The sequence below is a fragment of the Pseudomonas sp. TSO6 genome, from assembly GCF_056098905.1.
In genome coordinates, this window is sequence record NZ_JBLZWV010000019.1 from 109,316 (window position 1) to 133,959 (window position 24,644).

At 62.8% G+C, this 24,644-nt stretch carries 26 protein-coding genes; 17 read left to right on the forward strand and 9 right to left on the reverse strand.

Going from position 1 to position 24,644, the window contains the following annotated elements; translation table 11 throughout:
* The first annotated feature begins 54 nt into the window (after positions 1–54).
* The gene (locus ACN6NG_RS05805; protein WP_063427367.1) at positions 55–948 is read left to right on the forward strand and encodes a dihydrodipicolinate synthase family protein; all 894 of its coding nucleotides are present in this window, start codon (positions 55–57) and stop codon (positions 946–948) included.
* A gap of 13 nt (positions 949–961) precedes the next feature.
* Positions 962–2,452 (forward strand): aldehyde dehydrogenase, encoded by a 1,491-nt coding sequence (locus ACN6NG_RS05810; RefSeq protein ID WP_474313192.1) that lies wholly within the window; start codon positions 962–964, stop codon positions 2,450–2,452.
* A 105-nt stretch (positions 2,453–2,557) separates the two neighbouring features.
* Here ACN6NG_RS05810 and ACN6NG_RS05815 read toward each other — a convergent pair whose 3' ends face one another.
* Together ACN6NG_RS05815 and ACN6NG_RS05820 are read right to left on the reverse strand one after the other, a co-directional pair.
* A complete protein-coding gene (locus ACN6NG_RS05815; RefSeq protein ID WP_028613410.1) occupies positions 2,558–3,028 on the reverse strand; it encodes an RNA methyltransferase in 471 nt (156 codons plus the stop codon).
* 71 nt (positions 3,029–3,099) lie between these two features.
* A complete protein-coding gene (locus tag ACN6NG_RS05820; protein ID WP_016488597.1) occupies positions 3,100–3,471 on the reverse strand; it encodes a YajD family HNH nuclease in 372 nt (123 codons plus the stop codon).
* Positions 3,472–3,603: 132 nt separating this feature from the next.
* On the opposite strand from ACN6NG_RS05820, the gene ACN6NG_RS05825 reads away from it, so the two are divergent.
* On the forward strand, positions 3,604–3,882 hold the full coding sequence (locus tag ACN6NG_RS05825; RefSeq protein WP_028613409.1) for a hypothetical protein: 279 nt from the start codon (positions 3,604–3,606) through the stop codon (positions 3,880–3,882).
* Between the two features lie 157 nt (positions 3,883–4,039).
* Here the strand turns inward: ACN6NG_RS05825 and ACN6NG_RS05830 are convergent, their stop codons facing one another.
* Positions 4,040–6,082 (reverse strand): S9 family peptidase, encoded by a 2,043-nt coding sequence (locus ACN6NG_RS05830; protein WP_474313194.1) that lies wholly within the window; start codon positions 6,080–6,082, stop codon positions 4,040–4,042.
* Between the two features lie 92 nt (positions 6,083–6,174).
* On the opposite strand from ACN6NG_RS05830, the gene ACN6NG_RS05835 reads away from it, so the two are divergent.
* The 7 genes from ACN6NG_RS05835 (at position 6,175) to ACN6NG_RS05865 (ending at position 11,664) form a co-directional block, all read left to right on the forward strand.
* The gene (locus ACN6NG_RS05835) at positions 6,175–6,672 is read left to right on the forward strand and encodes a hypothetical protein (protein WP_063427361.1); all 498 of its coding nucleotides are present in this window, start codon (positions 6,175–6,177) and stop codon (positions 6,670–6,672) included.
* A gap of 17 nt (positions 6,673–6,689) precedes the next feature.
* Positions 6,690–7,463, forward strand: coding sequence for a class II glutamine amidotransferase (locus ACN6NG_RS05840; protein ID WP_063427359.1), 774 nt, complete (start codon positions 6,690–6,692; stop codon positions 7,461–7,463).
* A 9-nt stretch (positions 7,464–7,472) separates the two neighbouring features.
* Entirely contained in the window at positions 7,473–7,994 is a 522-nt protein-coding gene (locus ACN6NG_RS05845) for a DUF2937 family protein (RefSeq protein ID WP_063427357.1), read from the forward strand.
* 103 nt (positions 7,995–8,097) lie between these two features.
* Positions 8,098–8,994, forward strand: coding sequence for an RHS repeat-associated core domain-containing protein (locus ACN6NG_RS05850; RefSeq protein WP_353455849.1), 897 nt, complete (start codon positions 8,098–8,100; stop codon positions 8,992–8,994).
* 293 nt (positions 8,995–9,287) lie between these two features.
* Positions 9,288–10,067, forward strand: a complete 780-nt coding sequence (locus ACN6NG_RS05855; RefSeq protein WP_474313195.1) for a 5-oxoprolinase subunit PxpA — start codon at positions 9,288–9,290, stop codon at positions 10,065–10,067.
* On the forward strand, positions 10,064–10,750 hold the full coding sequence (pxpB, locus tag ACN6NG_RS05860) for a 5-oxoprolinase subunit PxpB (RefSeq protein WP_474313197.1): 687 nt from the start codon (positions 10,064–10,066) through the stop codon (positions 10,748–10,750). Before ACN6NG_RS05855 ends, pxpB begins: the two co-directional genes overlap by 4 nt.
* Complete coding sequence (locus ACN6NG_RS05865) at positions 10,747–11,664, forward strand: 5-oxoprolinase subunit C family protein (RefSeq protein WP_474313199.1); 918 nt, start codon at positions 10,747–10,749, stop codon at positions 11,662–11,664. Before pxpB ends, ACN6NG_RS05865 begins: the two co-directional genes overlap by 4 nt.
* A gap of 114 nt (positions 11,665–11,778) precedes the next feature.
* Here ACN6NG_RS05865 and ACN6NG_RS05870 read toward each other — a convergent pair whose 3' ends face one another.
* The 3 genes from ACN6NG_RS05870 to ACN6NG_RS05880 all read right to left on the reverse strand — a co-directional run bounded on the left by ACN6NG_RS05870 (position 11,779) and on the right by ACN6NG_RS05880 (position 15,119).
* Complete coding sequence (locus ACN6NG_RS05870; RefSeq protein WP_474313200.1) at positions 11,779–12,957, reverse strand: vWA domain-containing protein; 1,179 nt, start codon at positions 12,955–12,957, stop codon at positions 11,779–11,781.
* 13 nt (positions 12,958–12,970) lie between these two features.
* On the reverse strand, positions 12,971–13,816 hold the full coding sequence (locus ACN6NG_RS05875; protein WP_016488585.1) for an AAA family ATPase: 846 nt from the start codon (positions 13,814–13,816) through the stop codon (positions 12,971–12,973).
* A gap of 229 nt (positions 13,817–14,045) precedes the next feature.
* Positions 14,046–15,119: a DUF748 domain-containing protein gene (locus ACN6NG_RS05880; RefSeq protein ID WP_063427345.1), complete on the reverse strand. Its 1,074-nt coding sequence runs from the start codon at positions 15,117–15,119 to the stop codon at positions 14,046–14,048.
* 134 nt (positions 15,120–15,253) lie between these two features.
* Between ACN6NG_RS05880 and cysK the strand changes: the two genes are divergently transcribed.
* The 4 genes from cysK (at position 15,254) to ACN6NG_RS05900 (ending at position 18,588) form a co-directional block, all read left to right on the forward strand.
* Complete coding sequence (gene cysK / locus ACN6NG_RS05885; RefSeq protein WP_063427343.1) at positions 15,254–16,228, forward strand: cysteine synthase A; 975 nt, start codon at positions 15,254–15,256, stop codon at positions 16,226–16,228.
* Between the two features lie 171 nt (positions 16,229–16,399).
* The gene (locus tag ACN6NG_RS05890) at positions 16,400–17,335 is read left to right on the forward strand and encodes an aspartyl/asparaginyl beta-hydroxylase domain-containing protein (RefSeq protein ID WP_474313202.1); all 936 of its coding nucleotides are present in this window, start codon (positions 16,400–16,402) and stop codon (positions 17,333–17,335) included.
* Positions 17,336–17,430: 95 nt separating this feature from the next.
* Positions 17,431–17,592: a hypothetical protein gene (locus ACN6NG_RS05895; protein WP_155737893.1), complete on the forward strand. Its 162-nt coding sequence runs from the start codon at positions 17,431–17,433 to the stop codon at positions 17,590–17,592.
* Between the two features lie 114 nt (positions 17,593–17,706).
* Positions 17,707–18,588 carry a DMT family transporter gene (locus tag ACN6NG_RS05900; RefSeq protein WP_234228695.1) on the forward strand — a complete coding sequence of 294 codons (882 nt, stop codon included), beginning with the start codon at positions 17,707–17,709 and terminating at the stop codon, positions 18,586–18,588.
* Positions 18,589–18,591: 3 nt separating this feature from the next.
* On the opposite strand, the gene ACN6NG_RS05905 is transcribed toward ACN6NG_RS05900, so the two are convergent.
* Both ACN6NG_RS05905 and ACN6NG_RS05910 read right to left on the reverse strand, forming a co-directional pair.
* The gene (locus ACN6NG_RS05905) at positions 18,592–19,050 is read right to left on the reverse strand and encodes a DUF4265 domain-containing protein (RefSeq protein ID WP_063427339.1); all 459 of its coding nucleotides are present in this window, start codon (positions 19,048–19,050) and stop codon (positions 18,592–18,594) included.
* Positions 19,051–19,063: 13 nt separating this feature from the next.
* A complete protein-coding gene (locus tag ACN6NG_RS05910) occupies positions 19,064–19,939 on the reverse strand; it encodes a DMT family transporter (protein ID WP_197899641.1) in 876 nt (291 codons plus the stop codon).
* Between the two features lie 284 nt (positions 19,940–20,223).
* Between ACN6NG_RS05910 and aceK the strand changes: the two genes are divergently transcribed.
* Positions 20,224–21,933, forward strand: coding sequence for a bifunctional isocitrate dehydrogenase kinase/phosphatase (gene aceK, locus ACN6NG_RS05915; RefSeq protein WP_474313204.1), 1,710 nt, complete (start codon positions 20,224–20,226; stop codon positions 21,931–21,933).
* Positions 21,934–22,062: 129 nt separating this feature from the next.
* Here the strand turns inward: aceK and ACN6NG_RS05920 are convergent, their stop codons facing one another.
* Positions 22,063–22,923 (reverse strand): DUF6279 family lipoprotein, encoded by an 861-nt coding sequence (locus ACN6NG_RS05920; protein ID WP_197863942.1) that lies wholly within the window; start codon positions 22,921–22,923, stop codon positions 22,063–22,065.
* A 147-nt stretch (positions 22,924–23,070) separates the two neighbouring features.
* Here ACN6NG_RS05920 and ACN6NG_RS05925 point away from each other — a divergent pair, with 147 nt between their 5' ends.
* A complete protein-coding gene (locus ACN6NG_RS05925) occupies positions 23,071–23,589 on the forward strand; it encodes a sigma-70 family RNA polymerase sigma factor (protein ID WP_155737892.1) in 519 nt (172 codons plus the stop codon).
* Positions 23,586–24,527: a FecR domain-containing protein gene (locus ACN6NG_RS05930; RefSeq protein ID WP_474313206.1), complete on the forward strand. Its 942-nt coding sequence runs from the start codon at positions 23,586–23,588 to the stop codon at positions 24,525–24,527. The genes ACN6NG_RS05925 and ACN6NG_RS05930 overlap by 4 nt, the downstream gene beginning before the upstream one ends.
* Positions 24,528–24,644 lie beyond the last annotated feature (117 nt).

Below are 24,644 nucleotides of genomic sequence, written 5' to 3' on the forward strand. Positions count from 1 at the left end.
CGTGGTTGCGTGGCGCGCCTTTACAACACTGAGCAACGCACTGGAGAACATACCGTGAAATTCGAAGGCATCTACACCCCGGCAATCACCCCGCTGGCTGCGGACGGCTCGATCGACAAGGCGGCGTTCGCCGAGGTACTCGAATACCTGGTCGAGTCGAAGGTTCACGGCGTCATCATTGGTGGCTCCACCGGCGAGTACTACGCCCACACCACCCAGGAGCGCATCGAGCTGGCTGCCCAGGCCAAGGACGTGCTCAACGGCCGCCTGCCGCTGATCGTCGGCACCGGTGGCATCCGCACCGAAGATGCCGTGGCTTTTGCCCAGCACGCCAGGGAGATCAAAGCCGACGCGCTGCTGGTGGGTACCCCGCCGTACGCCCTGCCGACCCAGCAGGAAATCGCCCTGCACGTCAAAGCGGTCGACGCCGCGGCTGACCTGCCGATCATGCTTTACAACTACCCGGGCCGCATGAGCGTGAGCATGGGCGACGAATTCTTCGATGCCGTGGCCGATGTGAAAAACATCGTCGCCATCAAGGAAAGCTCCGGCGACATGGCCCAGCTTCACCGCCTGGCCATCAAGCGCCCGAACATCCAGTTGTCGTGCGGCTGGGACGATCAGGCGCTGGAATTCTTCGCCTGGGGCGCCCAGAGCTGGGTCTGCGCCGGCTCCAACTTCATTCCGCGTGAGCACGTGGCGCTGTACGAGGCCTGCGTGATCGAAAAGGACTTTGCCAAAGGCCGCAAGATCATGGCCGCCATGATGCCGCTGATGGACTTCCTGGAAGGTGGCAAGTTCGTCCAGGCCATCAAGAACGGCGTGGCGCTGAACGGCCTGAAGACCGGCGGCGTGCGCAAGCCGCTGTACGACCTGGACGATGCCGAGAAGCAGGAACTCAAGCGCGTGGTCACCGAACTGAAAGCCACCATCGCCCTGATCAAATAAGGAGGCTGGCACAATGGCTGAATTGCTGAACAAGGAACAATACGCGGCCATCGCCGCCGAACTGCAACTGCGTACCCAGGCGTTCATCGACGGTGAATTCCGCGATGCCATCTCCGGCCGCACCTTCGTCACCACCAACCCGGCCACCGGCAAGCAACTGGCCGAAGTCGCCGCCTGCGACGTCAATGACGTCAACGTGGCCGTGGCGGCTGCCAAGCGTGTGTTCGAAGAGGGCACCTGGTCGAAGATGCAACCGAACGACCGCAAGCATGTGCTGCAGAAGTTCGCCCAGCTGCTGGAAGACAACGCCCACGAACTGGCTGTACTGGAAGCGCTGGACAGCGGCAAGCCGGTCAGCGAGTGCCAGACTGTCGACGTGCCGGAAACCATCCACACCATTCGCTGGCACGCCGAGCTGATCGACAAGATCTACGACGCCACCGCCCCGACCGGCAACGCTGCCGTGACCATGGTGGTGCGTGAAGCCATAGGCGTGGTCGGCCTGGTGCTGCCGTGGAACTTCCCGCTGCTGATGCTGGCCTGGAAGATCGCCCCGTCGCTCGCCGCCGGTTGCTCGATCGTGGTCAAGCCCGCCAAGGAAACCACCCTCAGCGCACTGCGCGTGGCCGAGCTGGCCCATGAGGCTGGTATTCCGGCCGGTGTGTTCAACCTGGTGCCTGGTGGTGGCCGTGAAGTGGGCGAGGCCATCGGCCGCCACATGGACATCCCGATGGTCAGCTTCACCGGCTCCACCGACACTGGCCGCCTGTTCCTGAAATACGCTGCCGAGTCCAACCTCAAGCGCATCGTCCTGGAGCTAGGTGGCAAGAACCCGGCCGTGGTCATGAACGACTGCGAAGACCTGGACGAAGTGGCCCAGTTCGTCACCGCCGGCGCGTTCTGGAACATGGGCGAGAACTGCTCTGCTTCTTCGCGCCTGATCGTGCACAAGGATGTGAAGGATGAGCTGCTGGGCCTGATGGCCAAGCACCTGAAGGACTGGAAACTGGGCGACCCGATGGACCCGGACAATCGCCTGGGCGCCATGGTCAGCAAGTCGCACTTCGAGAAGGTGAAGTCGTACCTGGAATACGCTGCCGAGCAAAAACTCAGCATTGTCCAGGGTGGCGAAACCGAGCAAGGCGTGTACGTGCAGCCGACCATCGTCGACAACGTGGGCCGCGACAACAAGCTGTTCGTGGAAGAAATCTTTGGCCCGGTGCTGAGCGTGACCAGCTTCGAGACCATTGATGAAGCCATCGAACTGGCCAACGACACCATCTACGGTCTGGCGGCTTCGGCGTACACCGGCAGTCTGCGCAATGCGTTGCGCCTGTCGCGTGAAATCCGCGCGGGTGTGGTCACGGTCAACTGCTTCGGCGAAGGTGACGTGACTACGCCGTTCGGTGGCTATAAAGAGTCTGGCTTTGGTGGGCGCGACAAGTCCATCTGGGCACACGACCAGTACACGGAGCTGAAGACCATCTGGATCAACGCTGCGTGATCTGAGCAAGAGCGGTGCTGTTCTGACGGAGCTCAGCACCTGGCCGTTTTTGTGGTGGCTTTGCCGGCGATAGGGCCGGTACAGGCCAGCGCAAAAGTGGCCTGTTTATTTGAACTTGGGCCCCGAGCGGGTATTCAGCCCTTTGGCCAAGCGGTCATACAGCACCACATTAACTGTCGCCGCCAGGTTCATGCAGCCTTCGGTGGGGATGTAGATGGTTTCTTCACACCACGCCCGCACCTCGGGGCTGAGGCTGCCGTCTTCCGGCCCGAAAATGTAGATGGCCCGGTCCGGGTGGGTGTATTCCGGCAGTGGCCGTGCACCTTCCACCAGCTCCACCGCCACCGGGGTACAGCCCAGCGGGATGATGCGCTGCAGGTCATCGATGCCGATCAGCGGGATGTCGTAGTGCACGCGCTTGGTGTCGGTGACGAAGTCACGCGCGCGTTCGTAGCGTTTGCCGGTGTAGAACACCGAATTGACGCCATAGCAGCCCGCAGCGCGCATCACCGAGCCGACGTTTTCTGCCGACTTGGGGTTGAACAGGCCGATGCAGCTGTATCGTTTATTTGCCACGTACCGGGGCCCTTCGCGAAAAAAGCGCGATTATACGGGCTGCCCGGTAGTAGCGGGGGCCGAATCGATGGTCAGTCTTTCTTCAACATGCCCGCCAGCGCGGCGAACGGGTTGTGGGTGGCCTTGGCGATGCTTGGCGTGCTGGTGGAGCCTTCGCTGAAGTACTGCTGGTCGGTGTAGCGCGAGTGCTCGTTGTCGTGGCAGTACAGGCACAGCAGCTCCCAGTTGGAGCCGTCCTGCGGGTTGTTGTCGTGATTGTGGTCACGGTGGTGCACGGTCAGCTCGCTCAGGCGCTTGCCAGCGAATTCGCGGGCGCAGCGGCCGCACACGTGCGGGTACATTCTCAAGGCCTTGTCGCGGTAGCCCATTTCCTTGTCACGCTTGGCATCGGCCAGGATGCGGTCGAGGCGCGCGGTGGCGGCGGCGGAAGAGGTGGAGCTCATGGTGTTTCCTTTGTTCTGATCAGGCAGATGACGGTTATGGCATTGAGTCTAGCGCGCTTGCAGGGCAGGCGGACAGGCGAAAGCGGTGATTTAGGCGTAGCCTGTAAGCAGGTTCCCGACAGGAGGTTGCTGATGTTTCACGCGATCCTCACCGCGTTGTTGATGGCTGGCCTGCCCATGGCCGAAGCTGCCAGCACGCCACCACGACTCACTACGCCAGTGCCTGGTGCACCGGGTACGCCCACGCCCACGCCATACCCGCAGATAACCCCGAGTACACCGCCCAAGGCCTACGACAGCCAGCCGGGGGCGCCTTTGTTGCCGCCAATGCCAGTGCCCGGGCCGCCCAAGGACCAGCCATTGCCGGGGTTGCGCCAAGACCCGCCGAGGCCGGCGGTAGAGGATGATTGACTGACAAGGTGGGTTGCCGGTGGAAATTTGGGGCTGCTTTGCAGCCCATCGCGACACAAGGCCGCTCCCACAAGTACTGCACATGGCTTGAACCCGGTGCGGTCTCTGTGGGAGCGGCCTTGCGTCGCGAAAGGGGCGCAAGGCGCCCCCAGCTAGTTCAAACGATACCAAGCTCGCCAAACACGAACGCATATTCCAGCGCCACATCCTTCAACCCCTGGTACCGCCCGCTCATCCCGCCATGCCCAGCCCCCATCTCGGTCTTGAGCAGCAGCAGGTTGTTGTCGGTCTTGCGCGTCCGCAAGCGCGCCACCCACTTGGCTGCTTCCCAGTACTGCACGCGGCTGTCGTTGTAGCCCGCTACCACCAGCATTGCCGGGTAGGCCTGCGCTTTTACATTCTCGTAGGGCGCATACGCCTTGATCCGCTCATACACCTGCGGCTCCTCCGGGTTGCCCCATTCGTCGTACTCGGTCACGGTCAGCGGCAGCTCGGGGTCGAGCATGGTGTTGAGTACGTCGACAAACGGCACTTCAGCAATCGCACAGCGGAACAGCTCGGGGCGCAGGTTGAGCACCGCGCCCATCAAAAGGCCGCCGGCGCTGCCGCCGCTGATGGCCAGCCGCTCGGCAGTAGTCACGCCCTCGGCAATCAGGTGCTCGGCGCAGGCGATGAAGTCGCTGAAGGTGTTGGGCTTGTGCTCCTGCTTGCCGGCGCGGTACCACGCTTCGCCCAGCTCGCCGCCGCCGCGCACGTGGGCGATGGCAAAGGCCACGCCGCGTTCCAGCAGGCTCAGGCGGGCATGGGAGAACCACGGGTCGAGGCTTTCGCCATAGGCGCCGTAACCGTACAGGTACAGCGGCACGGTTTTGCCCAGGTCCTGGCGGCGACGCACCAGGCTGATCGGCACCTGGGTGCCGTCCGCGGCGGTTGCCCACAGGCGCTCGCTCACGTAGTCATCGGCATCGAACGCACCCAGCACCGGGGTTTCCTTGAGCACCGCCTGGGCGCCCGTGGCCAGCGCCAGCTGGCGCACCTGGGCTGGGCGGTTGAGCGCTTCGTAGCGCAGGCGTACGCGCGTGCTGGCGAACTCCAGGCTGTCTTGCACGTACAGGCTGTAGGCAGCGTCGGGGAGTTCCACGCGGTAGGCCGGCAGGCCTTGCGGGCGAACTTCGATGATCGGCAGGCCGCCTTCGCGCAGGCTCAGGGTGAGGGCGCCGGCATTCAGGCTGAGGCCTTCGAGCATGATCGCATCGCGGTGTGCCACCAGCACCTGCCATTGTTCACGGCTGGGCACCGGTGTGACCGGGGCGTGGTACAGGGCGAAGTTGATACCGTCCTGGTTGGTGCGGATGAACCAGCGCCACTCGCCATCGAGCTGGCCATGGTCGGGGAAGTACTCATGGCCTTCGACCCGCGGCGCCAGGCAGGTGAACGCCGCCTGCGGGGTTTCGGCGTCCAGTACCCAGGCCTCGCTGGTGGTCTTGCTGTTCAGCAGCAGCACCAGCTGGCACTCGGAACTGGTGCGGTAGCAGTGCAGGAAGAAGCGCCCGTCTGGTTCTTCGAACACCGTCGGCGCATCGTCGTTGCCCAGGGTGTGGCGGCGCAGGCGCCAAGGCCGGTGGGTGTCGTCCAGTTCGGCGAAGAACAGCGTCTGGCTGTCGTTGGCCCAGGTCAGGCTGCCGTCGCAGTCGTCGAAGGGCAGGGCGGTGATGCTGCCAGTGGCCAGGTCCTTGACGTACAGGGTGTAGATTTCATCGCCGCTGGTATCGAGGCTGTAGGCCAGCAGGCGGTGGTCGGGGCTGACGTTGAACGCCCCCAGCGACAGGAAGCCGCCATTGGCCAGGGCGTTGGGGTCGAGCAGCAGCTGCTCCTGGCTTTCATCCACGGTGTTCGAGTCGTCGGCCGGGCGCGGGCAGCGGTAGTGGCGTGGGTATTCATCTCCTGCGGTGGTGCGGGTGTAATACAGGTAAGGGCCCCAGGGTGCCGGCAGCGACAGGTCGGTTTCCAGGATGCGGCCCTTGATCTCTTCGAACAATTGCTCGCGCAACGGCGCCTGGTCGGCCAGGCAGGCTTCCTGGTAGGCGTTTTCGGCTTGCAGGTAGGCGAGTACCTCGGGGGTGTCGCGCTGCTGCAGCCAGGCGTACGGGTCGGTGGCGTTGTCGGCGTGGGCGATGGGCGGCTGAGGCTTGTTGGGCATTGGTGATCTCTTGGCTAGGGACAGGCAAACACTGTCTGCGCCCGGAAAAGTGTTTATCATAGGCATCTCTTTGCCTGGCTTGCACGAACACCATGACCGAGAACGACTACACCTTCGCCTGGGGCCTGTACGCCGTGGCCGCCCTGGGCTGCCTGCTGGTGGCCTTCAAGGTCACCGGCTGGATGTGGCGCTGGCTGCGCGAACCGCTGCGGGTGGTGCTGGCAGTGCTGCTGCTGACCCCGACCGTGGTCGACCCGGTCAAGGACAGCTTCGCCCCGGCCATCGCCATCACCGCCCTGGATGTCGCCTTCAAGGTCGGCAACAACGCCTGGCGTGCGGTGTCCGACTTCGCCATGTACGGCATGATCGCCTTCGGCCTGTATTTCCTCTTCGTGCTGCTGCGCTGGCCGCTGGAAAAGCGCGCCCGCGAGCGCCGTGCGCAAGCCGAGGCCGCCGCCAAGCGCCAGGCGGACGAGGATGACCAGGTCGGCGGGCAAGCCCCCTTGGCCGCCGAGCGCGGCGACCGTTACCGCGACGACCCACGCCCTGCCGCACCCCGCGGCAATGGCCGGGTCGAGCCCCGTCTGTAAACGGAGGAGACACGCCTGTGTGCGAACTGCTGGGCATGAGTGCCAACGTCCCCACCGACATCGTTTTCAGCTTCACCGGCCTGATGCAGCGCGGTGGCCGTACCGGTCCGCACCGTGATGGCTGGGGTATCGGTTTCTACGAAGGCCGTGGCCTGCGCCTGTTCCAGGACCCGGCCGCGAGCAGCGAGTCGGAAGTGGCCAACCTGGTGCAGCGCTACCCGATCAAGAGCGAAGTGGTAATTGGCCATATCCGTCAGGCCAACGTCGGCAAGGTCTGCCTGTCCAACACCCACCCGTTCGTGCGGGAAATGTGGGGCCGCAACTGGTGCTTCGCGCACAACGGGCAATTGGGCGACTTCAAGGGCCTGGCCAGTTTCTACCGGCCGGTGGGCGACACCGACAGCGAAGCGGCTTTCTGCGACCTGCTCAACAGCATCCGCAGCGCCTTCCCCGAGCCGGTGCCGGTGGAACAGCTGCTACCGGTGCTGGTCGAAGCCTGTGCCGGCTACCGTGGCCTGGGCGTGTTCAACTGCATGCTCAGCGACGGCGACTGGCTGTTCTGCTTCTGCTCGACCAAGCTGGTGCACATTACCCGCCGTGCGCCGTTTGGTGCCGCGCGGTTGAAGGATGTCGACCTGATCGTCGATTTTCATACCGAAACCACCCCCAACGACGTGGTCACGGTGATTGCCACCGAGGCCCTGACCGAGAACGAGACCTGGCACCGCTACGAGCCGGGCCAATGGGCCCTGTGGCGGCACGGCGAGTGCGTGGCGCACGGCCAGAGCTAAGGACGCTGCATGTTCAGAAGTTACCTGCGGTTGCTGCTGTTCACCTTCGGCCTGCTGGCCGGTATCCAGGTCCCGGGGCTGGTCAAGGACTATAGCCAACGGGTGGAGGCGCACCTGTTCGAATCGCGCGAGGCGCTTGATGGGTTCCGGCAAACGGCCGAGCGCTTCTTCAAGGGCGACTTGCAGGCGTTGCTGCAACATTACCGCAGCAGTGACGACCCGGTGTTCAACAGTGATGCCAACAGCATCGAAAGCCTGATGATCCGCAACCAACTGCTGGAAAATGAATGGCAGGCGTTGCAAGGGCCGTGGGCCCAGCGTACCTGGCATGTGCTGGTGCAGGCCGACCCGCAGCTGCGCGAAGAAACGCTCAATGGCTACAGCTACCAGATCCTGCTGGTGCCCGAGGCGATAGGCTGGGGTGTTGGCGCGGGGTTTGTGCTGGCCTTTATGGTCGAAAGCCTGTTGCTGGGGCTTGGCTGGGTGATCCTGGGCGGGCGGCGCAGGGCAGTCAAGGAAAGCTGGCGATAATACTTCCCAATATACCTGTCATTTTTGCTAGTTGATGCCCGGGCGGATGCATGACTTAATTTTGATTGTTGTTTAAATCAAGCCAAGTCACAGAGTGATGAGCATGAAGCCTTTGAAGACGGCTGCAAGATTCTTCTATTCGAATGGTGCTGTTGCCACTTTGCAGACTAGTGGAGCTGTATCGTTCTTTCGGCATGCTCGCTTGCTGTTGGGCGAACAAGCGGCCGGCGTAAGCCGGTTGCCGTTGGTGGATAGGGCTGGAACAGTATTTGGTGTTGGTGGCGTCGCTCAAGACCTGAGGTATACGCCTTATGGCTTTTTGGGGGGTAAGCACGAAGCTAGAGAGTCAAGAACCGGTTTTGTAGGGCAGCTCTTGGATCAGGCTTCTTCTAGTTATTTGTTAGGCGCTGGGCGCCGCATTTACTCACCCGCTCTCATGAGGTTTTATTCGGCGGACCCCCTCAGCCCCTTTGATCGGGGTGGGTTTAATAGCTATGTTTATTGTCTGGGGGATCCGATTAATCGTATAGACCCGACCGGGAAATCTTCCTCTTTGCTCAGTCGGTTGACGCCTAAATTTCTCAAAAAGCTCTCTCCGCAATATAGAGCCAAGAAAAAAGCCCAAAAAGAGGCGAAGGCTAAAAAGGATGTTAAGGAAGCCTACGATAAGGGTGTAGAAAAAGGGCGTAAGGAAGTTTCCGTAGAGGAGTTTGAAGCTTGGGGGGATGCGCTTGGCCAAGCGGGCTATATGGAAGGCTTGAAGGATGGCTTACCAGCAGGTGCCGCTCAGGGACGGTTGTTTGAAAGGAATCTCCTTCGTAATGCGGCACTCTCAGGGAGTATGGCGGGGGTTCCAAGTGACGACGTAATTCAAGCGTTCGCGGAGAATTCTACAGGTCAGCTCTTTCGTACGGTAGAAGATCAAGGCATGGAAATTAGATATTTGTCTTTTTCCATTGGTGACGGTGAAATCATTACAATTTTCGAACCCGGGCGTTGAATTCAACGCTCGCTATCTCCCTTTTCCAGGCGCAGTACGAAAAGCCTTGGTACTCGGTGATGCTCTGTTGAAAACAGTCTCGGAACGCTCATTCACAATCCGTAAACTCCGCTTCCTCGGCTGTGTTTGCCTGCCCGACCTTCGTCCCAAGGCATTTTTCACCCACACCCTGGTGCCCGTGCGCAAGGCTTACCTTGTTTTCTACCGGGATCGCCCATGGCGTGCGCATCCTGGCGGCCTTCAGCCTGCCGGAAACACGCGGCAAACAGCTGCAGGCGCGGTAAGGTAGGCCTATGAACAACAACAAGGGAGACCGCGTGGTGGAACGCCTGCTACTCAATTGCGACATGGGCGAGAGTTTCGGCAGCTGGCGCATGGGCCTGGATGCCGAGGTGATGCCCTACATCGATTGCGCCAACATTGCCTGTGGCTACCACGCCGGCGACCCCGGCATCATGCGCCGCACCGTGGCCTTGGCGCTGGAGCATGGGGTAACCATCGGCGCGCACCCGGCCTACCCGGACCTGGTCGGCTTCGGCCGCCGCTCCATGGCCTGCAGCCCCGAGGAAATCCGCGACCTGCTGCACTACCAGATCGGTGCGCTGGACGGCATCTGCAAAGTGCTGGGTGGTCGCGTGGCTTATGTGAAGCCCCATGGTGCGCTGTACAACGACATGATGGCCGACCCGCTCAAGCTGCGCACCGTGCTGGAAGCGGTGGCGGCCTACGACAGCAACCTGCCGCTGATGCTGATGGCCACCGCCGACAACCGCGCCGCCCAGGCCCTGGGCGATGAAATCGGTGTGCCCCTGTGGTTCGAGGCGTTCGCCGATCGTACCTACACCGCCAGCGGCCACCTGGTGTCGCGCCGTTTGCCTGGCGCGGTGCATCACGACCCGGCGTTGGTGGTGGAGCAGGCGGTGCGCCTGGCCCGTGGCGATGCGCTGGTGGCGGACGATGGCAGCGCCCTGCGCCTGCAGGCCAGCACCCTTTGCGTGCATGGCGACAACGACAGTTCGGTGGCGGCGGTGCGGCAGATACGCCAGGCTCTCGACGCCCTGGAGCCGCAATGAAAGCGCGTATCGAAGTGGTGGCCATCGACAGCCTGATGGTGCGCCTGTTCGACCGGATCGACGAGGCCAACATGCCGTGGATGCTCGCCGCCAGCCAGCGCCTGAGCGCCGTGTTCGGCGAGCACCTGCTGGACCTGGTGCCGTCCTACACCACGCTGATGGTGCAGTTCGACATGCCGCCAGGCCAGGCGAGGGCGCTGATCAACCAAGCGCTGGAGGATTTGCAGCCAGACACCGGCAGTGGTGGCCGACGCCACGAGATCCCGGTGTGGTACGACGCCAGCGTCGGCCCTGAACTGCCTTTGCTGGCGGCCCGCAGCGGGTTGAGTGAAACCGAGGTTGTGCGCTTGCACAGCGAACGTGATTATCCCGTGTTCGCCCTGGGCTTCGCCCCCGGTTTCGGTTTCATGGGCCTGGTCGACGAACGCCTGGCCAGCCCACGCCTGAGCACCCCGCGCAAGCGGGTGGCGGCGGGTAGCGTGGGCATTGCCGAGCGCCAGACAGCGGCGTATCCGGCGGTATCGCCGGGTGGCTGGAACCTGATCGGGCGCACGCCGGTGCGCCTGTTCGACCGTGAGCGTGCGGGCTACAGCCTGTTGCAACCCGGCGACCGGGTGCGTTTCGTGCCGGTTTCGCGCAGCGAGTTCCTGGCGTTGGGCGGCGATGTGGAGGCACAAGGATGAAGCAATTGAAAATCGAGGCCAGCACGCCGCTGTGCCAGTTGCAGGATGCTGGCCGCTTTGGCGTACGCCACCTGGGCGTGACCCAGGGCGGCGCGCTGGACTGGGTGGCGATGCACTGGGCCAACTGGCTGCTGGGCAACCCGTTGGGGGCACCGGTGGTCGAGGTGGCGCTGGGGGGCTTTTGCATAGTGACCGAACAGGATTGCGTGCTGGCTCTGGCCGGTGCCGACCTGGATGCCCGAGTCGATGACCAGCCTGTCGGGCCCTGGCGCAGCTTTGCCCTGGGCAAGGGCCAGCGCTTGACCCTGAAGCAGCCAAAGCAGGGTGTGCGGGCTTACCTGGCGGCACCGGGCGGGTTCCTGGGCGAAGATGTACTGGGCAGTTGTGCCACGGTGGTACGTGAAGCACTGGGTGGCATCGGTGGGCAGGGTGCGGCGCTGGCCAAAGGCCAGGCGTTAGCGTTTACCGGTAGCGATGCAACCCAGCGCGAGGTGCCGCCAGCGCTGCGCCCGCAGTACGCAGAAAAGCCTGTGCTCGACCTGGTGATGGGCGCACAGATCGGTGATTTCAGTGGTACCAGCCTGTTCGAAGCCTTCAACCGGGAGTGGACGCTGGACAGCCGGGCTGACCGCATGGGCATCCGCCTGTTGGGGCCGCAGTTGGTCTACCAGGGCGCACCGATGATTTCCGAAGGGATACCGCTGGGGGCGGTGCAGGTGCCGCCGGATGGGCAGCCGATTGTGCTGCTCAATGATCGGCAGACCATTGGTGGTTATCCGCGGCTGGGGGCGTTGACGCCGTTGGCGCTGGCGCAACTGGCGCAGTGCATGCCGGGGGCGGTGGTGCGGTTCCGGGCGGTGGTGCAGGATGAGGCCTGGCGGGAGCACCAGGTTTACCTGGGCCGTTGGTTGTAAGGCTGCTGGCCCTTTCGCGGGCTTGCCCGCTCCCACAGGTATTCCACAAACCTCAGGGTCTGTGGTGCACCTGTGGGAGCGGGCGAGCCCGCGAAAAGGCCGGCACCGGCAACATCACTTGGACAGGTAACGCATCCCTTCTTCCAGCCCCTGCAAGGTCAGCGGGTACATCTTGTCCTCGATCAGGTCCCGCACCAGGTGGGTCGAAGCGGTGTAGTCCCAGGCCTGCTTGGGGTACGGGTTGATCCAGATGATCTTCTTGAATTTCTCCATGAAGCGCTGCAGCCACACATACCCGGCCTCTTCGTTCCAGTGCTCCACGCTGCCACCCGGCTGGGTGATTTCGTAGGGCGCCATGGCCGCGTCGCCGACGAAAATCACTTTGTAGTCGTCGCCATACTTGTGCAGCAGGTCGAAGGTGGAGTAGCGCTCCGAGGTGCGGCGCAGGTTGTTTTTCCACACCGACTCGTACACGCAGTTGTGGAAGTAGTAGTACTCCAGGTGCTTGAACTCGGTCTTGCAGGCCGAGAACAGCTCTTCGCAAACCTTGATGTGGGCGTCCATCGAGCCGCCGATGTCGAACAGCAACAGCAGCTTCACCGTGTTGCGCCGCTCGGGGCGCATCTGGATGTTCAGCAAGCCGGCGTCCCGCGCGGTATGGTCGATGGTGCCGTCGATATCCAGCTCTTCGGCGGCGCCTTCACGGGCGAACTTGCGCAGCCGGCGCAGGGCCAGCTTGATGTTGCGCGTGCCCAGTTCAACCTGGTCGTCGAGGTTCTTGTACTCGCGCTGGTTCCACACCTTCACCGCCTTGCCCTGGCGTTTGCCAGCGTCGCCCACGCGGATGCCTTCAGGGTTGAAACCGCCCGAGCCGAACGGGCTGGTACCGCCGGTACCGATCCACTTGTTGCCGCCGGCGTGGCGTTCCTTTTGCTCCTCAAGGCGTTTTTTGAATTCCTCGATCAGCTTGTCCAGGCCGCCCAGGGACTGGATCTGCGCACGTTCTTCATCCGTGAGCGAACGCTCGAACTCCTTGCGCAGCCAGTCTTCGGGGATCAGCGCCTCGATGTGTCGGTCGAGGTTTTCCAGGCCTTTGAAGTAGGCAGCAAAGGCCCGGTCAAACTTGTCGAAATGGCGTTCGTCCTTCACCAGGATGGCGCGCGCGAGGTAGTAGAATTCGTCCATGTCGGCGAACACCACATGCTTTTGCAGGGCCTGGTGCAGGTCCAGCAACTCGCGTACCGACACCGGCACCTTGGCCGCGCGCATTTCATTGAACAGGTTGAGCAGCATGGCCCGGCTCCTGTCAGCGGTTGCCGCGCCGGCTCATGAAGGCCAGGCGCTCCAGCAGCTGCACGTCTTGCTCGTTTTTTACCAGCGCGCCGGCCAGCGGCGGGATGGCCTTGGTCGGATCGCGCTCGCGCAGTACGGCTTCACCGATGTTGTCGGCCATCAGCAGCTTGAGCCAGTCGACCAGCTCGGAGGTGGACGGTTTTTTCTTCAGGCCCGGCACCTTGCGCACGTCGAAGAACACATCCAGCGCTTCGCTGACCAGCGACTGGCTGATGTTCGGGTAATGCACGTCGACAATCTGCTGCAGCGTGGTGCGATCGGGGAAGGCGATATAGTGGAAGAAGCAGCGGCGCAGGAAGGCGTCCGGCAGCTCTTTTTCGTTGTTCGAGGTAATGATGATGATCGGGCGTTGTCTGGCCTTGATGGTCTCGTCGATTTCGTAGACATAGAACTCCATCTTGTCCAGCTCTTGCAGCAGGTCGTTGGGGAACTCGATGTCGGCCTTGTCGATTTCGTCGATCAGCAGGATGACCCGCTCATCGGCCTCGAAGGCCTCCCACAGCTTGCCCTTTTTCAGGTAATTGCGCACATCGTGGACCTTGTCCACGCCCAGCTGCGAGTCACGCAGGCGGCTGACCGCGTCGTACTCGTAGAGGCCCTGGTGGGCCTTGGTGGTGGACTTGATGTGCCAGGTGATCAGGCGCGCACCGAACGAGGCCGCCAGCTGTTCGGCTAGCATGGTCTTGCCGGTGCCGGGCTCGCCCTTGACCAGCAGCGGGCGTTCGAGGGTGATGGCCGCGTTTACCGCCAGTTTCAGGTCGTCTGTGGCGACGTAGTCGCGGGTGCCTTCGAACTTCATGGGGTCTGTCCTCTGCTGTAAGCCTGTACCGGCCCTTTCGCGGGTGAACCCGCTCCCACAGGAACCCCACAGGGCCAGAGGTTTGTGGGGTCCCTGTGGGAGCGGGTTTACCCGCGAATAGGCCGGCACAGGCAACACATGATTTGATTTGTTACCGACTATAACGCGGGGTTGAGCGGCTGGAAACGCAGACCGGGTATTCAGTCCCTGAATGCCCCGTCACGCCCACTCAGTCGGAATCCGGCGCCCCTCGCTCGTATCGGGCATTGAACGCCTGGATAAACCCGTTGCGCAGAATTTGCAAAAACGCCTCGAAGGCGCTGATATCCTGCTTGCGCACGCTGCCACTGAGCTCCACCCGGGTGGCAAACTGGTTTTTCGGCTGGTTTTTCAGCACCGTCTCGGTCGCCCCCACCACCGCTTCCCACACCGAGCGAAAGAAGCCCTTGTCCTTTTCCTCGACGTCCTGTTGCCAGTCGAATACATCGACATCACGCAGCAGCGGCTTTATGTAGCCGTTTAGCCGGCCGTTTTCCGCCTGCGCCTCGATGACCACGTCCCCGTGACCGGCATTGAAATCGAATTTGCCATAGGCGCTGGCGAAGTCGTTCAGTTTGCGCAGCTCGATGCCGGTGGCGCGCAGCCTGAATTCGAAGTCATCGAAATCACTGAACGGGTCGAACGTGGCACGGCTTTCTACCTTCGCATCGCCCGCGATCAGGGCAGTACCTTCGAAACTCGCATCGCGACGGCCTTTGGGGTCTCGAACATTGGTCAGGTTACGGATGTTGGCGTTCAGCCGGGTGGCCTTGAGGTCGACCGGTGGCTTTGAGTTGAAGTTGCGGAACGTCAGCACGCCATTGTCGATGCGCACTTCGTTGAGCGTGATGGGCAGCAGTTTTTCCAGTTGCTGGCGCCAGTCGGTACCCCGGCCGGTCTGCGACGCTTGCTTGCTGCCACCGTCGACGAAGTTCAGTTCCGGGCGCACGAACGTCACTTCGGCCACCACGGCCTTGTCGTACCACAGCGAATGCCAGCTCACCGAAAGGTCGATCAGCGGCGCGTCCAGAAACGGTACCGGTACCTTGCCGCTGGTCTTGACGATCTTCAGCCCGTTGATCTGGTATGCGCCGCGCCACCAGGCCAGGTCCACGTCGGCGACCTGGCCACGGTAATCGCCCATGTCGGCCAGTTTGTCGTTCAGGTAATCGCGCACCAGGTAGGGCAGGGCCAGGTGCAGGGCTACCAGTAGCACGATCAGGCTGCCCAGGCCGATCAGCGGCCAGCGGTAACGGGCTCTCATCAGGGCGTCTCCAAGGCGGGATGTGTGGTTGACCGCAACGCGCCCGGTCGAGTTCGAACAGGCTTTACGGGCCACCGGCCGGGGCTTACCCTTGAGGTCTTTCCCTGCTGTTTTTCATGCCAAGGACCCCTGCCATGAGCCGTATCTTTGCAGACAACGCCCACTCCATCGGCAACACACCGCTGGTGCAGATCAACCGCATCGCCCCGCGTGGCGTGACCATCCTGGCCAAGATCGAAGGGCGCAACCCGGGCTACTCGGTCAAATGCCGCATCGGCGCGAACATGGTCTGGGACGCAGAGAGCAGCGGCAAGCTCAAGCCGGGCATGACCATCGTCGAGCCTACCTCGGGCAACACTGGTATCGGCCTGGCCTTTGTCGCCGCCGCCCGTGGCTACAAGCTGATGCTGACCATGCCCGCTTCCATGAGCCTGGAGCGGCGCAAGGTGTTGAAGGCACTGGGCGCCGAACTGGTACTGACCGAGCCGGCAAAAGGCATGAAGGGCGCCATCGAGAAGGCCAACGAAATCGTTGCCTCCGACCCGGCCCAGTATTTCCTGCCGGGCCAGTTCGAGAACCCGGCCAACCCGGCCATCCACGAAAAAACCACCGGCCCGGAAATCTGGAACGACACTGACGGCGCAATCGACGTGCTGGTGGCGGGCGTGGGCACGGGCGGCACCATCACCGGTGTGTCGCGCTACATCAAGCACACCCAGGGCAAGGCAATCCTGTCGGTGGCTGTCGAGCCCGTGTCATCGCCGCTGATCACCCAGACCCTGGCGGGCGAGGAACTCAAACCCAGCCCGCACAAGATCCAGGGCATTGGCGCCGGTTTCGTTCCGAAAAACCTCGACCTGTCGATTGTCGACCAAGTGGTGACGGTGACCGATGAAGAGTCCAAGGCCATGGCCATTCGCCTGATGCAGGAGGAGGGCATCCTTTGTGGTATTTCGTGTGGTGCGGCAATGGCCGCCGCAGTGCGCCTGGCCGAAAAACCCGAAATGCAGGGTAAGACCATCGTCGTAATTTTGCCCGATTCGGGCGAGCGCTATCTGTCGAGCATGCTGTTCAGCGACATGTTCAGCGAGCAGGAGAACCAGCAGTAATCGGCCTCGCCGCTGATCCGGCGCAACCTTTGGCGGCGTGGTTTATTGCAAAATCTTCATGAATGCGATCCCGCCCGGGTTGTTTTTACTGCGGCGGGATCGGTTTATGATGGCAGGATGATTTTCAGGAGCCAGGCTGCGCAGCCCTGTCTCCTTTCCAAGGAGTGAAGCATGACCTTTTCCTTTGCAGCCAAGGCGGGTGTCCTGCTGGTGTTTTTCGGCAGTGTGCTGTTCGTGCACCTGCGCGGCAAGGCTCGCCTGCCGGTGTTGCGCCAGTTCGTCAACCATTCGGCGCTGTTCGCCCCCTACAACGCCCTGATGTACCTGTTTTCCGGCGTGCCGTCCAAGCCTTACCTGGACCGCCAGCGCTTCCCTGAGCTGGACCTGCTGAAGGACAACTGGCAAGACATCCGCGAAGAGGCCATGCGCCTGTTCGACGAGGGTTACATCCGCGCCGCCGAAAAGGACAACGACGCCGGCTTCGGTTCGTTCTTCAAGAAGGGCTGGAAGCGTTTTTACCTGAAGTGGTACGACAAACCGCTGCCTTCGGCCGAAGCCCTGTGCCCGCGCACCGTCGAGCTGGTCAGCAGCATCCCCAACGTCAAGGGCGCGATGTTCGCCCTGTTGCCCGGCGGCAGCCACCTGAACCCGCACCGCGATCCGTTCGCAGGCTCGCTGCGCTATCACCTGGGCCTGTCCACGCCGAACTCCGATGCTTGCCGCATCTACGTCGATGGCGAGGAATACGCCTGGCGTGATGGCGAGGACGTGATTTTCGACGAAACCTACGTGCATTGGGTGAAGAACGAGACCGACGTTACCCGCGTTATCCTGTTCTGCGACATCGAGCGCCCGCTGAGCAGCCCGCTGATGACCCGCATCAACCGCCAGGTCAGTGCCTTCCTCGGCCGCGCCACCGCGCCGCAGAACACCGACGACGAGCGCGTGGGCGGCATCAACCAGGCGTATGCCTGGAGCAAGCGGTTCAGCAATAAAATCAGCACCCACGTAAAGCAGTTCAAGCGCGCCAACCCCAAGGCCTACCGCGTGCTACGGCCGGTGCTGGCGGTAGTGGTGGCGTATCTGCTGTACCGCTGGTTGTTCTGATTTTTTGTAGGCTGATCGGGCCTCTTCGCGGGACTTGTCCCGCGAAGAATCCCACGCTATATTCCAGTGCATTCACTTCCTCGAAGACCCTGTTCATGCCAGCCATTCCTTCCACCACATGCTTTGCCATCGCGCCAGTCGCGGGCATGGTCGTGCGTGGCAGCCAGCAGCCGGTCATGATCAGTCACTACCCACCACCTGTCAGTGGCGTCGTAGGCGGCGTAGCTCCGCCTCCTTGCGTGGTCGTGCTGGGCTGATCGGCTTCTTGCCGACCCCCTTCGCACACGCAACCTACTGAACACGGTCGGCTACTTCCCCTGCTGAAGTTCACGCCCACCGTTCGGCTTTTTTGCCCGAATACAGGTGCATACATGTCTGTCTTTTCCAAAACTTCCGTGGCCTCGGCGGCCACTACCAGCCTGTTCGTCTTGCTGTGGAGCAGCGGTGCAATCGTCTCCAAGTTGGGCCTGGCGCATGCCAGCCCGTTCGCCTTCCTGCTGTTGCGCTCGGCGCTGGCCCTGGCCGGCCTGTTGTTGATCGGCCCGCTGCTGGGGCTGCGTTGGCCGCGCAGCCGTGGGGCGATTCTGCGTGCCCTGGGTACCGGCTGTGTGCTGCTCGGTGCCTATCAGATCTTCTACTTGCTGGCGCTCAATACCCATGTGACGCCCGGCGTCATGGCCACGGTGATGGGGGTACAACCGATCCTCACCGTGGTGCTGATGGAGCGTCAGCGCTCGTGGAGCCGTCTGTTCGGCCTTGGGCTGGGGTTGGCTGGCTTGATCATGGTGGTCTACCAGGGCATCAATCTGGGTGGGGTGTCGCTGGCGGGAATGCTGTTTGCCCTGCTGGCGCTGGCCAGCATGACCCTGGGTTCGATCCTGCAAAAGCGCATCACCGACAACCCCATGGGCACGCTGCCGTTGCAGTACCTGGCCGGCTTTGCCATGTGCGCGCTGTTCGCACCGTTGCAACCGCTGCATGTGGAGTGGACTGGCGGCTTTGTCGGCGCGCTGCTGTGGATGGGCCTGGTGGTTTCGTTGCTGGCGACCTTGCTGCTGTACCGGCTGATCGCCAAGGGCAACCTGGTCAATGTCACCAGCCTGTTCTACCTGGTGCCGGCAGTCACTGCGGTGATGGACTTCCTGATCTTCGGCAACCGCCTGGCACCGCTCAGCCTGCTGGGCATGGGGTTGATCGTGGTCGGCCTGCTGTTCGTGTTTCGCAAGCCCGCCGCGCGCCTGGCCGAGGCGTAGGCCCTAGCGGAATTCTTCGGGGATGGTGTGGCGTAATACGCCTTCCTCGAAGTCCAGCAGGCCGGCTTCGCGCTGGGTGAGCAGGTAGTAGAGCAGGGTGTCGAGTGAACGTTGCGTCGTGACCTCGACAGCCAGCATCTTCACGGCCTGCTCCGTTTCGCAGTTGCAGCCGAAGTCCTGCAAGGCCGCACGAACCTGGTCCAGGGTTTCCGGGGGTTTTACCAGCACCCGGAACACCGAGCTGCCGCTGCTGCTGCGCAGTGCGTCGAACCAGGTTTCGCCGTTTTCTTCACGGGTGGCAATCACATCACCCGGGGCAATGCCGTAGACATGGAAGGGGATGTTGTCGACCGTATAGCCGCCTTCCACAGCCTTGGCCCACAGGCCCTCGACTGAGGCGGGTGGGTAGCCGTTTTCGTCCTGTTCCAGGCGGAACAAGACCTTCTTGTACACGCTGTTCATCGTGTGCCCCGCTTCAGTTGCGCGCCGGGCGCAGCACAAGCCACAGTGCCATGCCAATCAGTAAGCCGCCGTACAGGTGCCCCATGGACAGCGACTCATCCAGCAGCCACGCCCCCCACAATACACCGAACACCGGAATGAGGAAGGTTACGGTGCTGGCCTTGACCGGTCCGATTTCTTCTAGCAGGCGGAAGTACAGGATGTAGGCGAACGCCGTGCACAACAGCCCCAGGCCCAGCAGCGACAGCCACACCTGCCAGCCGCCCCAGCTGGCGGGCGGCTGGCTGAACGCGCTCCAGGCGAACAGCGGGCTTAGCAGCAAGGTGGCGCCGAGCATGCTGCCCAGTGCCGAAAGGCGGCTGTCCAGGCCGCTGACCCAGCGGCGGGCAAGGAAGCCGGCAAAGCCGTAGCAGGTGGTGGCCGCCAGGCAGGCGAGGGCGCCCTGCACCAGGGCCATGTCCAGCGCGACCGGGCCGGCGCCGCTGAGGATGCCGACGCCAAACAGGCCAAGGAAGATGCCGCACAACTTGGCCAGGGTCATGGGCTCGCGGAAGAACAGCATGCCGATCAGCACGCCCATCAGTGGTGTGGTGGCGTTGAAGATCGCCGAGTAGCCCGCCGGCAATACCTGAGCGGCAACGGAATAGAAGGTGGCCGGGATACCGGAGTTGATCATGCCCAGCACCAGGCAGGCACCCAGCTTGCCCTGGAAGTCCCACCGCACGCGGGCGACCGCGACGATGCCGATCAACCCCAGGCAGGCAATGGACACGCGGAAGAATGCGGTCGGCACTGTGCCCAGCTCGGGGGCGATGATGCGCATGAACAGGAAGCTCGCCCCCCAGACGGCAGCAAGTGTCAGCAGGCGGGCTAGGGCGATGGGGCTCACGGCGGTCTCCGGGTACAGGGCAGGGCGCGAGTGTACGCCAGGGGGCGTGGGGATTCTTGTGCTTTCTTGCGGTGCAATCCATTGCGCTCTGCACGGCCCTTGTAGGAGCAGCCTTGTGCTGCGAAGAGGCCGGTACAGGCGAAAAATACCTGTGCTTGTACCGGCCTCTTCGCAGCACAAGGCTGCTCCTACAAAGGCCATGCAGGCCTTCGAGGTGTGGCATTAACCCATGACCACAAGGGCGGCTAAGCTCAGTACTCAATCTTTGCACCGAGGCCCACCGCATGACCCAGCACTGGCCTGCCGGCGAGATCGCCCGGATGATCCTCGATGGCTTCGACGACTACCGCGAGCATTTCCGCCGCATCACCCTCGGCGCCCGCGAGCGCTTCGAGCAGGCGCGTTGGCAAGACAGCCAGCGGGCAGCCGCCGCTCGGATCAACCTTTACGAACAGAAGGTCGGCGAGGTCAACGGCTGGTTGCGTGATGCGTTCGATGACGAGGTGCTGCTGGAGGTCGAGCAGTGGCCTCTGGTGAAAAGTGCCTACATACGCCTGATCGACCCGCGCCTGGACGATGAATTGTCCGAGACCTGGTACAACTCGTTGTTCTGCAGCCTGTTCAGCCATGACCAGATCAGCGACGGCTGCATGTTCATCCACACCACCCGGCCGTCCATCCGCAGCCACCAGCGTGCCACACAAACCTGTACCTACCGCCCCGATGGCAATCTGCAGGGCCTGCTGCGGGCGATTCTTTCCGACTACGCATTCGCGTATGGCGACCTTGAAAGCGACGTGCCGCGCCTTGAGGAGCAACTGCGCGAGTGCCTGCCCGACTGGGTTTGCAAGGACCCGACGCTGGCGGTGGAGCTGTTTTCGCCGGTGCTGTACCGCAACAAGGGTGCCTACCTGGTCGGCCGGCTGTACAACAGCGATGAGCAGTGGCCGCTGGTGATACCGCTGCTGCACCGCGAAGGGCATGGTATCGAGGCCGATGGGCTGATCACGGACGAGGCCGAAGTGTCGATCATCTTTTCCTTCACCCGCTCCTATTTCATGGTCGATGTGCCGGTGCCGGCAGAGTTCGTCAACTTCCTCAAGCGTATCTTGCCGGGCAAGCATATTGCCGAGCTGTACACCTCCATCGGTTTCTACAAGCACGGCAAGTCGGAGTTCTACCGGGCGCTGATCAACCACCTGGCCGGCAGCGAAGACCGCTTCGTCATGGCGCCTGGGGTGCGCGGCATGGTCATGAGCGTGTTCACCCTGCCGGGCTTCAACACCGTGTTCAAGATCATCAAGGACCGCTTCTCGCCCTCAAAAACCGTCGACCGCGCCACCGTGATCGACAAGTACCGGCTGGTAAAAAGCGTTGACCGCGTGGGGCGCCTGGCCGATACCCAGGAGTTTGCCGATTTTCGCTTCCCACAGGGCAAGTTCGCGGCGGAGTGCCTGGCCGAGCTGTTGGAGGTGGCGCCGTCGACGGTAATACTGGAGGGTGACACGGTACTGATCCGTCACTGCTGGACCGAGCGGCGCATGACGCCGTTGAACCTGTACCTGGAGCATGCCAGCGAAGGCCAGGTGCTGGAGGCGCTGGAGGATTACGGCCTGGCCATCAAGCAGCTGGCGGCGGCAAACATTTTCCCCGGCGATATGTTACTGAAGAACTTTGGTGTTACCCGCCATGGCCGGGTGGTGTTTTACGACTACGACGAGATCAGCTTCCTGACCGAAGTGAACTTCCGCCACATCCCGCCACCGCGTTACCCGGAGGACGAAATGTCGGGCGAGCCGTGGTATTCGATCGGGCCGCATGACGTGTTCCCTGAAGAGTTTCCGCCGTTCCTGTTTGCCGATCTCGGCCAGCGCCGGCTTTTTAGCCGCTTGCATGGGGAGTTGTATGACGCGGATTACTGGAAGGGGCTGCAGGCAGCCATTCGCGAGGGGAAGGTGATTGATGTGTTTCCCTACCGGCGCAAGGTCCGGTAAATGCTTGGCCTGTCTTGGCCCCATCGCCGGCAAGCCAGCTCCCACAGGATTACCACAGTGCTGAGCTTTTTCGGGTACTTGTGGGAGCTGGCTTGCCGGCGATAGGGCCAAGACAGGCAGCCAGTGACTTCAACCCTTCAAGCATTTCAGCTCACTGAAGTCCGTGCGCACCTTGCCCAGCTTTTCTTGCAAGAACCGCCGCTGCTGCGGCGTACTCTGCTGCACCAGGTCCACCAGCAAACTACGCGCCTGTTGTTCTGTATTTTGAAACGCTGAGCGGTATTCAGGCGTCCACAAGCTTTCCTTGCGCTGCAACAGTGTCGCCAGGCGTGGCTCGAAGCTTGCGTCGTTGCGCTGGTTCATCGCCAGCAACAATTGCTGCTGCCAGTGGGCGCGGTTGGCGATCCATTCGCGGTTCTGGTCGCCCAGCGCTGCGGACCAGGCCTGCACCCGCTGCTTCTGCGCTGCCGTCAATTCGCCAAACCACGGGGTCAGGCGTTTCTCCATGCGCTCGCTACGCCGGGCGATCTGCTTGGGCAGCGGGGTATCCACGTATTTTTTCTGCCGTTCGCTGATGTCCTCGCGGAACGCCTCGCGCATTTCCGCCACCTGGCTGTCGCTCATGCCGCGCAACAGTTCGGTGGCCGACGGGGTGATCTCCTCTGCTACCCGGCCAATCGCCTCACGGGCCTCGCGGGTACGCTGCTCCAGCGCCTGGTCGGTCACTTGGCCATCGGCGACCATGCCGCGTACCCGGTCCAGCCAGTCGATGTAGCCGGGCAACTGGGTCTTGCAATGCCAGGCCAGGTGTTCGCGCAAGCGGTCGTCGAGCAAGGCCTTCTGCTCGCTGTTCATGTCCAGGTAATCACCCAGCGACCAAGGCACCAGGCGGTCCAGGTTGCGGTAGGCCAGGTCGATGCGGCTGCAGGCGGCCAGGGCCAGGGCGAAGCCGAGGGTGATAAGCAGGGCTTTGGACAGGCGTGCAGGCATGTGCTGTTCCTTGCAGTAGCGGCCAATCTGTAGAGGTAAGGGTAGCCGCAGGGTTCCATTGCATCGCAGCAATGGCGATTCCCTTCCATCGGCAATCTCACTATTATTGCGACTAATTCTTATCCGCATCGTTACAAGGATGATTGCGTGTACAAGGTCCCGCCTGCACCGCACGATGACATGCACTGCCTGTACCGCGACCACAGCGGCTGGCTGCAAGGCTGGCTGCGCCGGCGCCTGGGCGACCGGGAGCGGGCGGCGGACTTGACCCAGGACACCTTCGTGCGGCTGATCGCCAGCACGGTGGCCCACCCGTTGCGTGAGCCACGCAATTTTCTGGCGACGGTGGCCAAGCGGGTGATGGTCGACCATCTGCGCAGGCGCTCGCTGGAGCAGGCTTACCTGGAGGCGTTGGTACTGGAGCCGGAGTTGCTGGAGGTGTCTGCCGAGCAGCGGGTGATCCTGCTGGAAACCTTGTTGCAGCTCGATGCCATGCTGGACGGCCTGAACCACAAGGTGCGTCAGGCGCTGTTTCTGTCGCACCTCGAAGGCTTGAGCTATGCCGAAATCGGCGAGCGCCTGGGGGTGTCTGTAAGTTCGGTGACCAAATACATCGCCAAGGCCACCGAACGGTGCCTGCTGTTCGCGCTGGACGCCGAGCTGTGAGCCCGGCGCAGCAACGCCAGGCGCTGCGTGACGCGGCGCAGTGGCATGCCCGCTTGAGTGCCGGGGCGGACTACCCGGCGCTGTATCAGCGTTGGCAGGCGTGGCACCAGGGCGACCCTGTTCATCAGTGGGCCTGGCAGCGGCTGGAGGCGTTTCACGCCGAGCTGAGCAGCGTGCCGGCGACCATGGCGCAGCGCACATTGGCGGTGGAACAACCACTGGCAGGCAGGCGTACCGTGCTCAAGGGCCTGGTGCTGGGCCTTGGCGTGTCGGGCCTGGCCTGGACTGGCTACCGGCAGACGCCGCTGTGGCTGGCCGATGTGCGCACGGCCACGGGCGAGCGGCGTCAACTGCGCCTGGAAGATGGCACCCAGTTAACGCTGAACACGGCCAGTGCCGTGGACATCCGCTACGACCACCAGCAGCGCCTGATCATCCTGCGCGCGGGGGAAATCATGGTGACCACGGCCAAGGATGTCCGGCCACTCAGCGTGCGCAGCCAGCAGGGCGAAATGCGCGCGTTGGGCACGCGTTTTGTCGTGCGCCAGCTGGACGGGCAGACCGAACTGGATGTGCTTGAGCATGCCGTTGCCGTGCGCAACCGGGCAGACGCCGAGCCGTTGCGGGTGGAGGCGGGCCTGAGCCTGCGCTTCGGGGCCGGGCCATTGCCTGCGCCACAGGTGCTCGACCCGAACCGGGACGAATGGATCAATGGCCGCCTGGTGATCGACAACTGGCCATTGAGCCGGGTGCTGGATGAGTTGCAGCGCTATCGCCCGGGTTTCATCGAGTGTTCGAAGGAGGTTGCGCACCTGCGCCTTTCCGGGGCCTTCCCGCTGGACGATACCGCGCGAGCGCTGGAGGCGATTGCACAGGCGCTGCCGGTGCGAATCGAGACCCGCACGCGGTTCTGGGTACGGGTTCGGCCACTGAGTTGATGCGCCATACGCGGTCGTTGTGGGAGCGGCCTTGTGTCGCGAAAGGGCCGCAACGCGGCCCCAGGTTTTCAGCTCCGCCGCAAGATTGCCGGGGCCGCTTTGCGGCCCTTTCGCGAC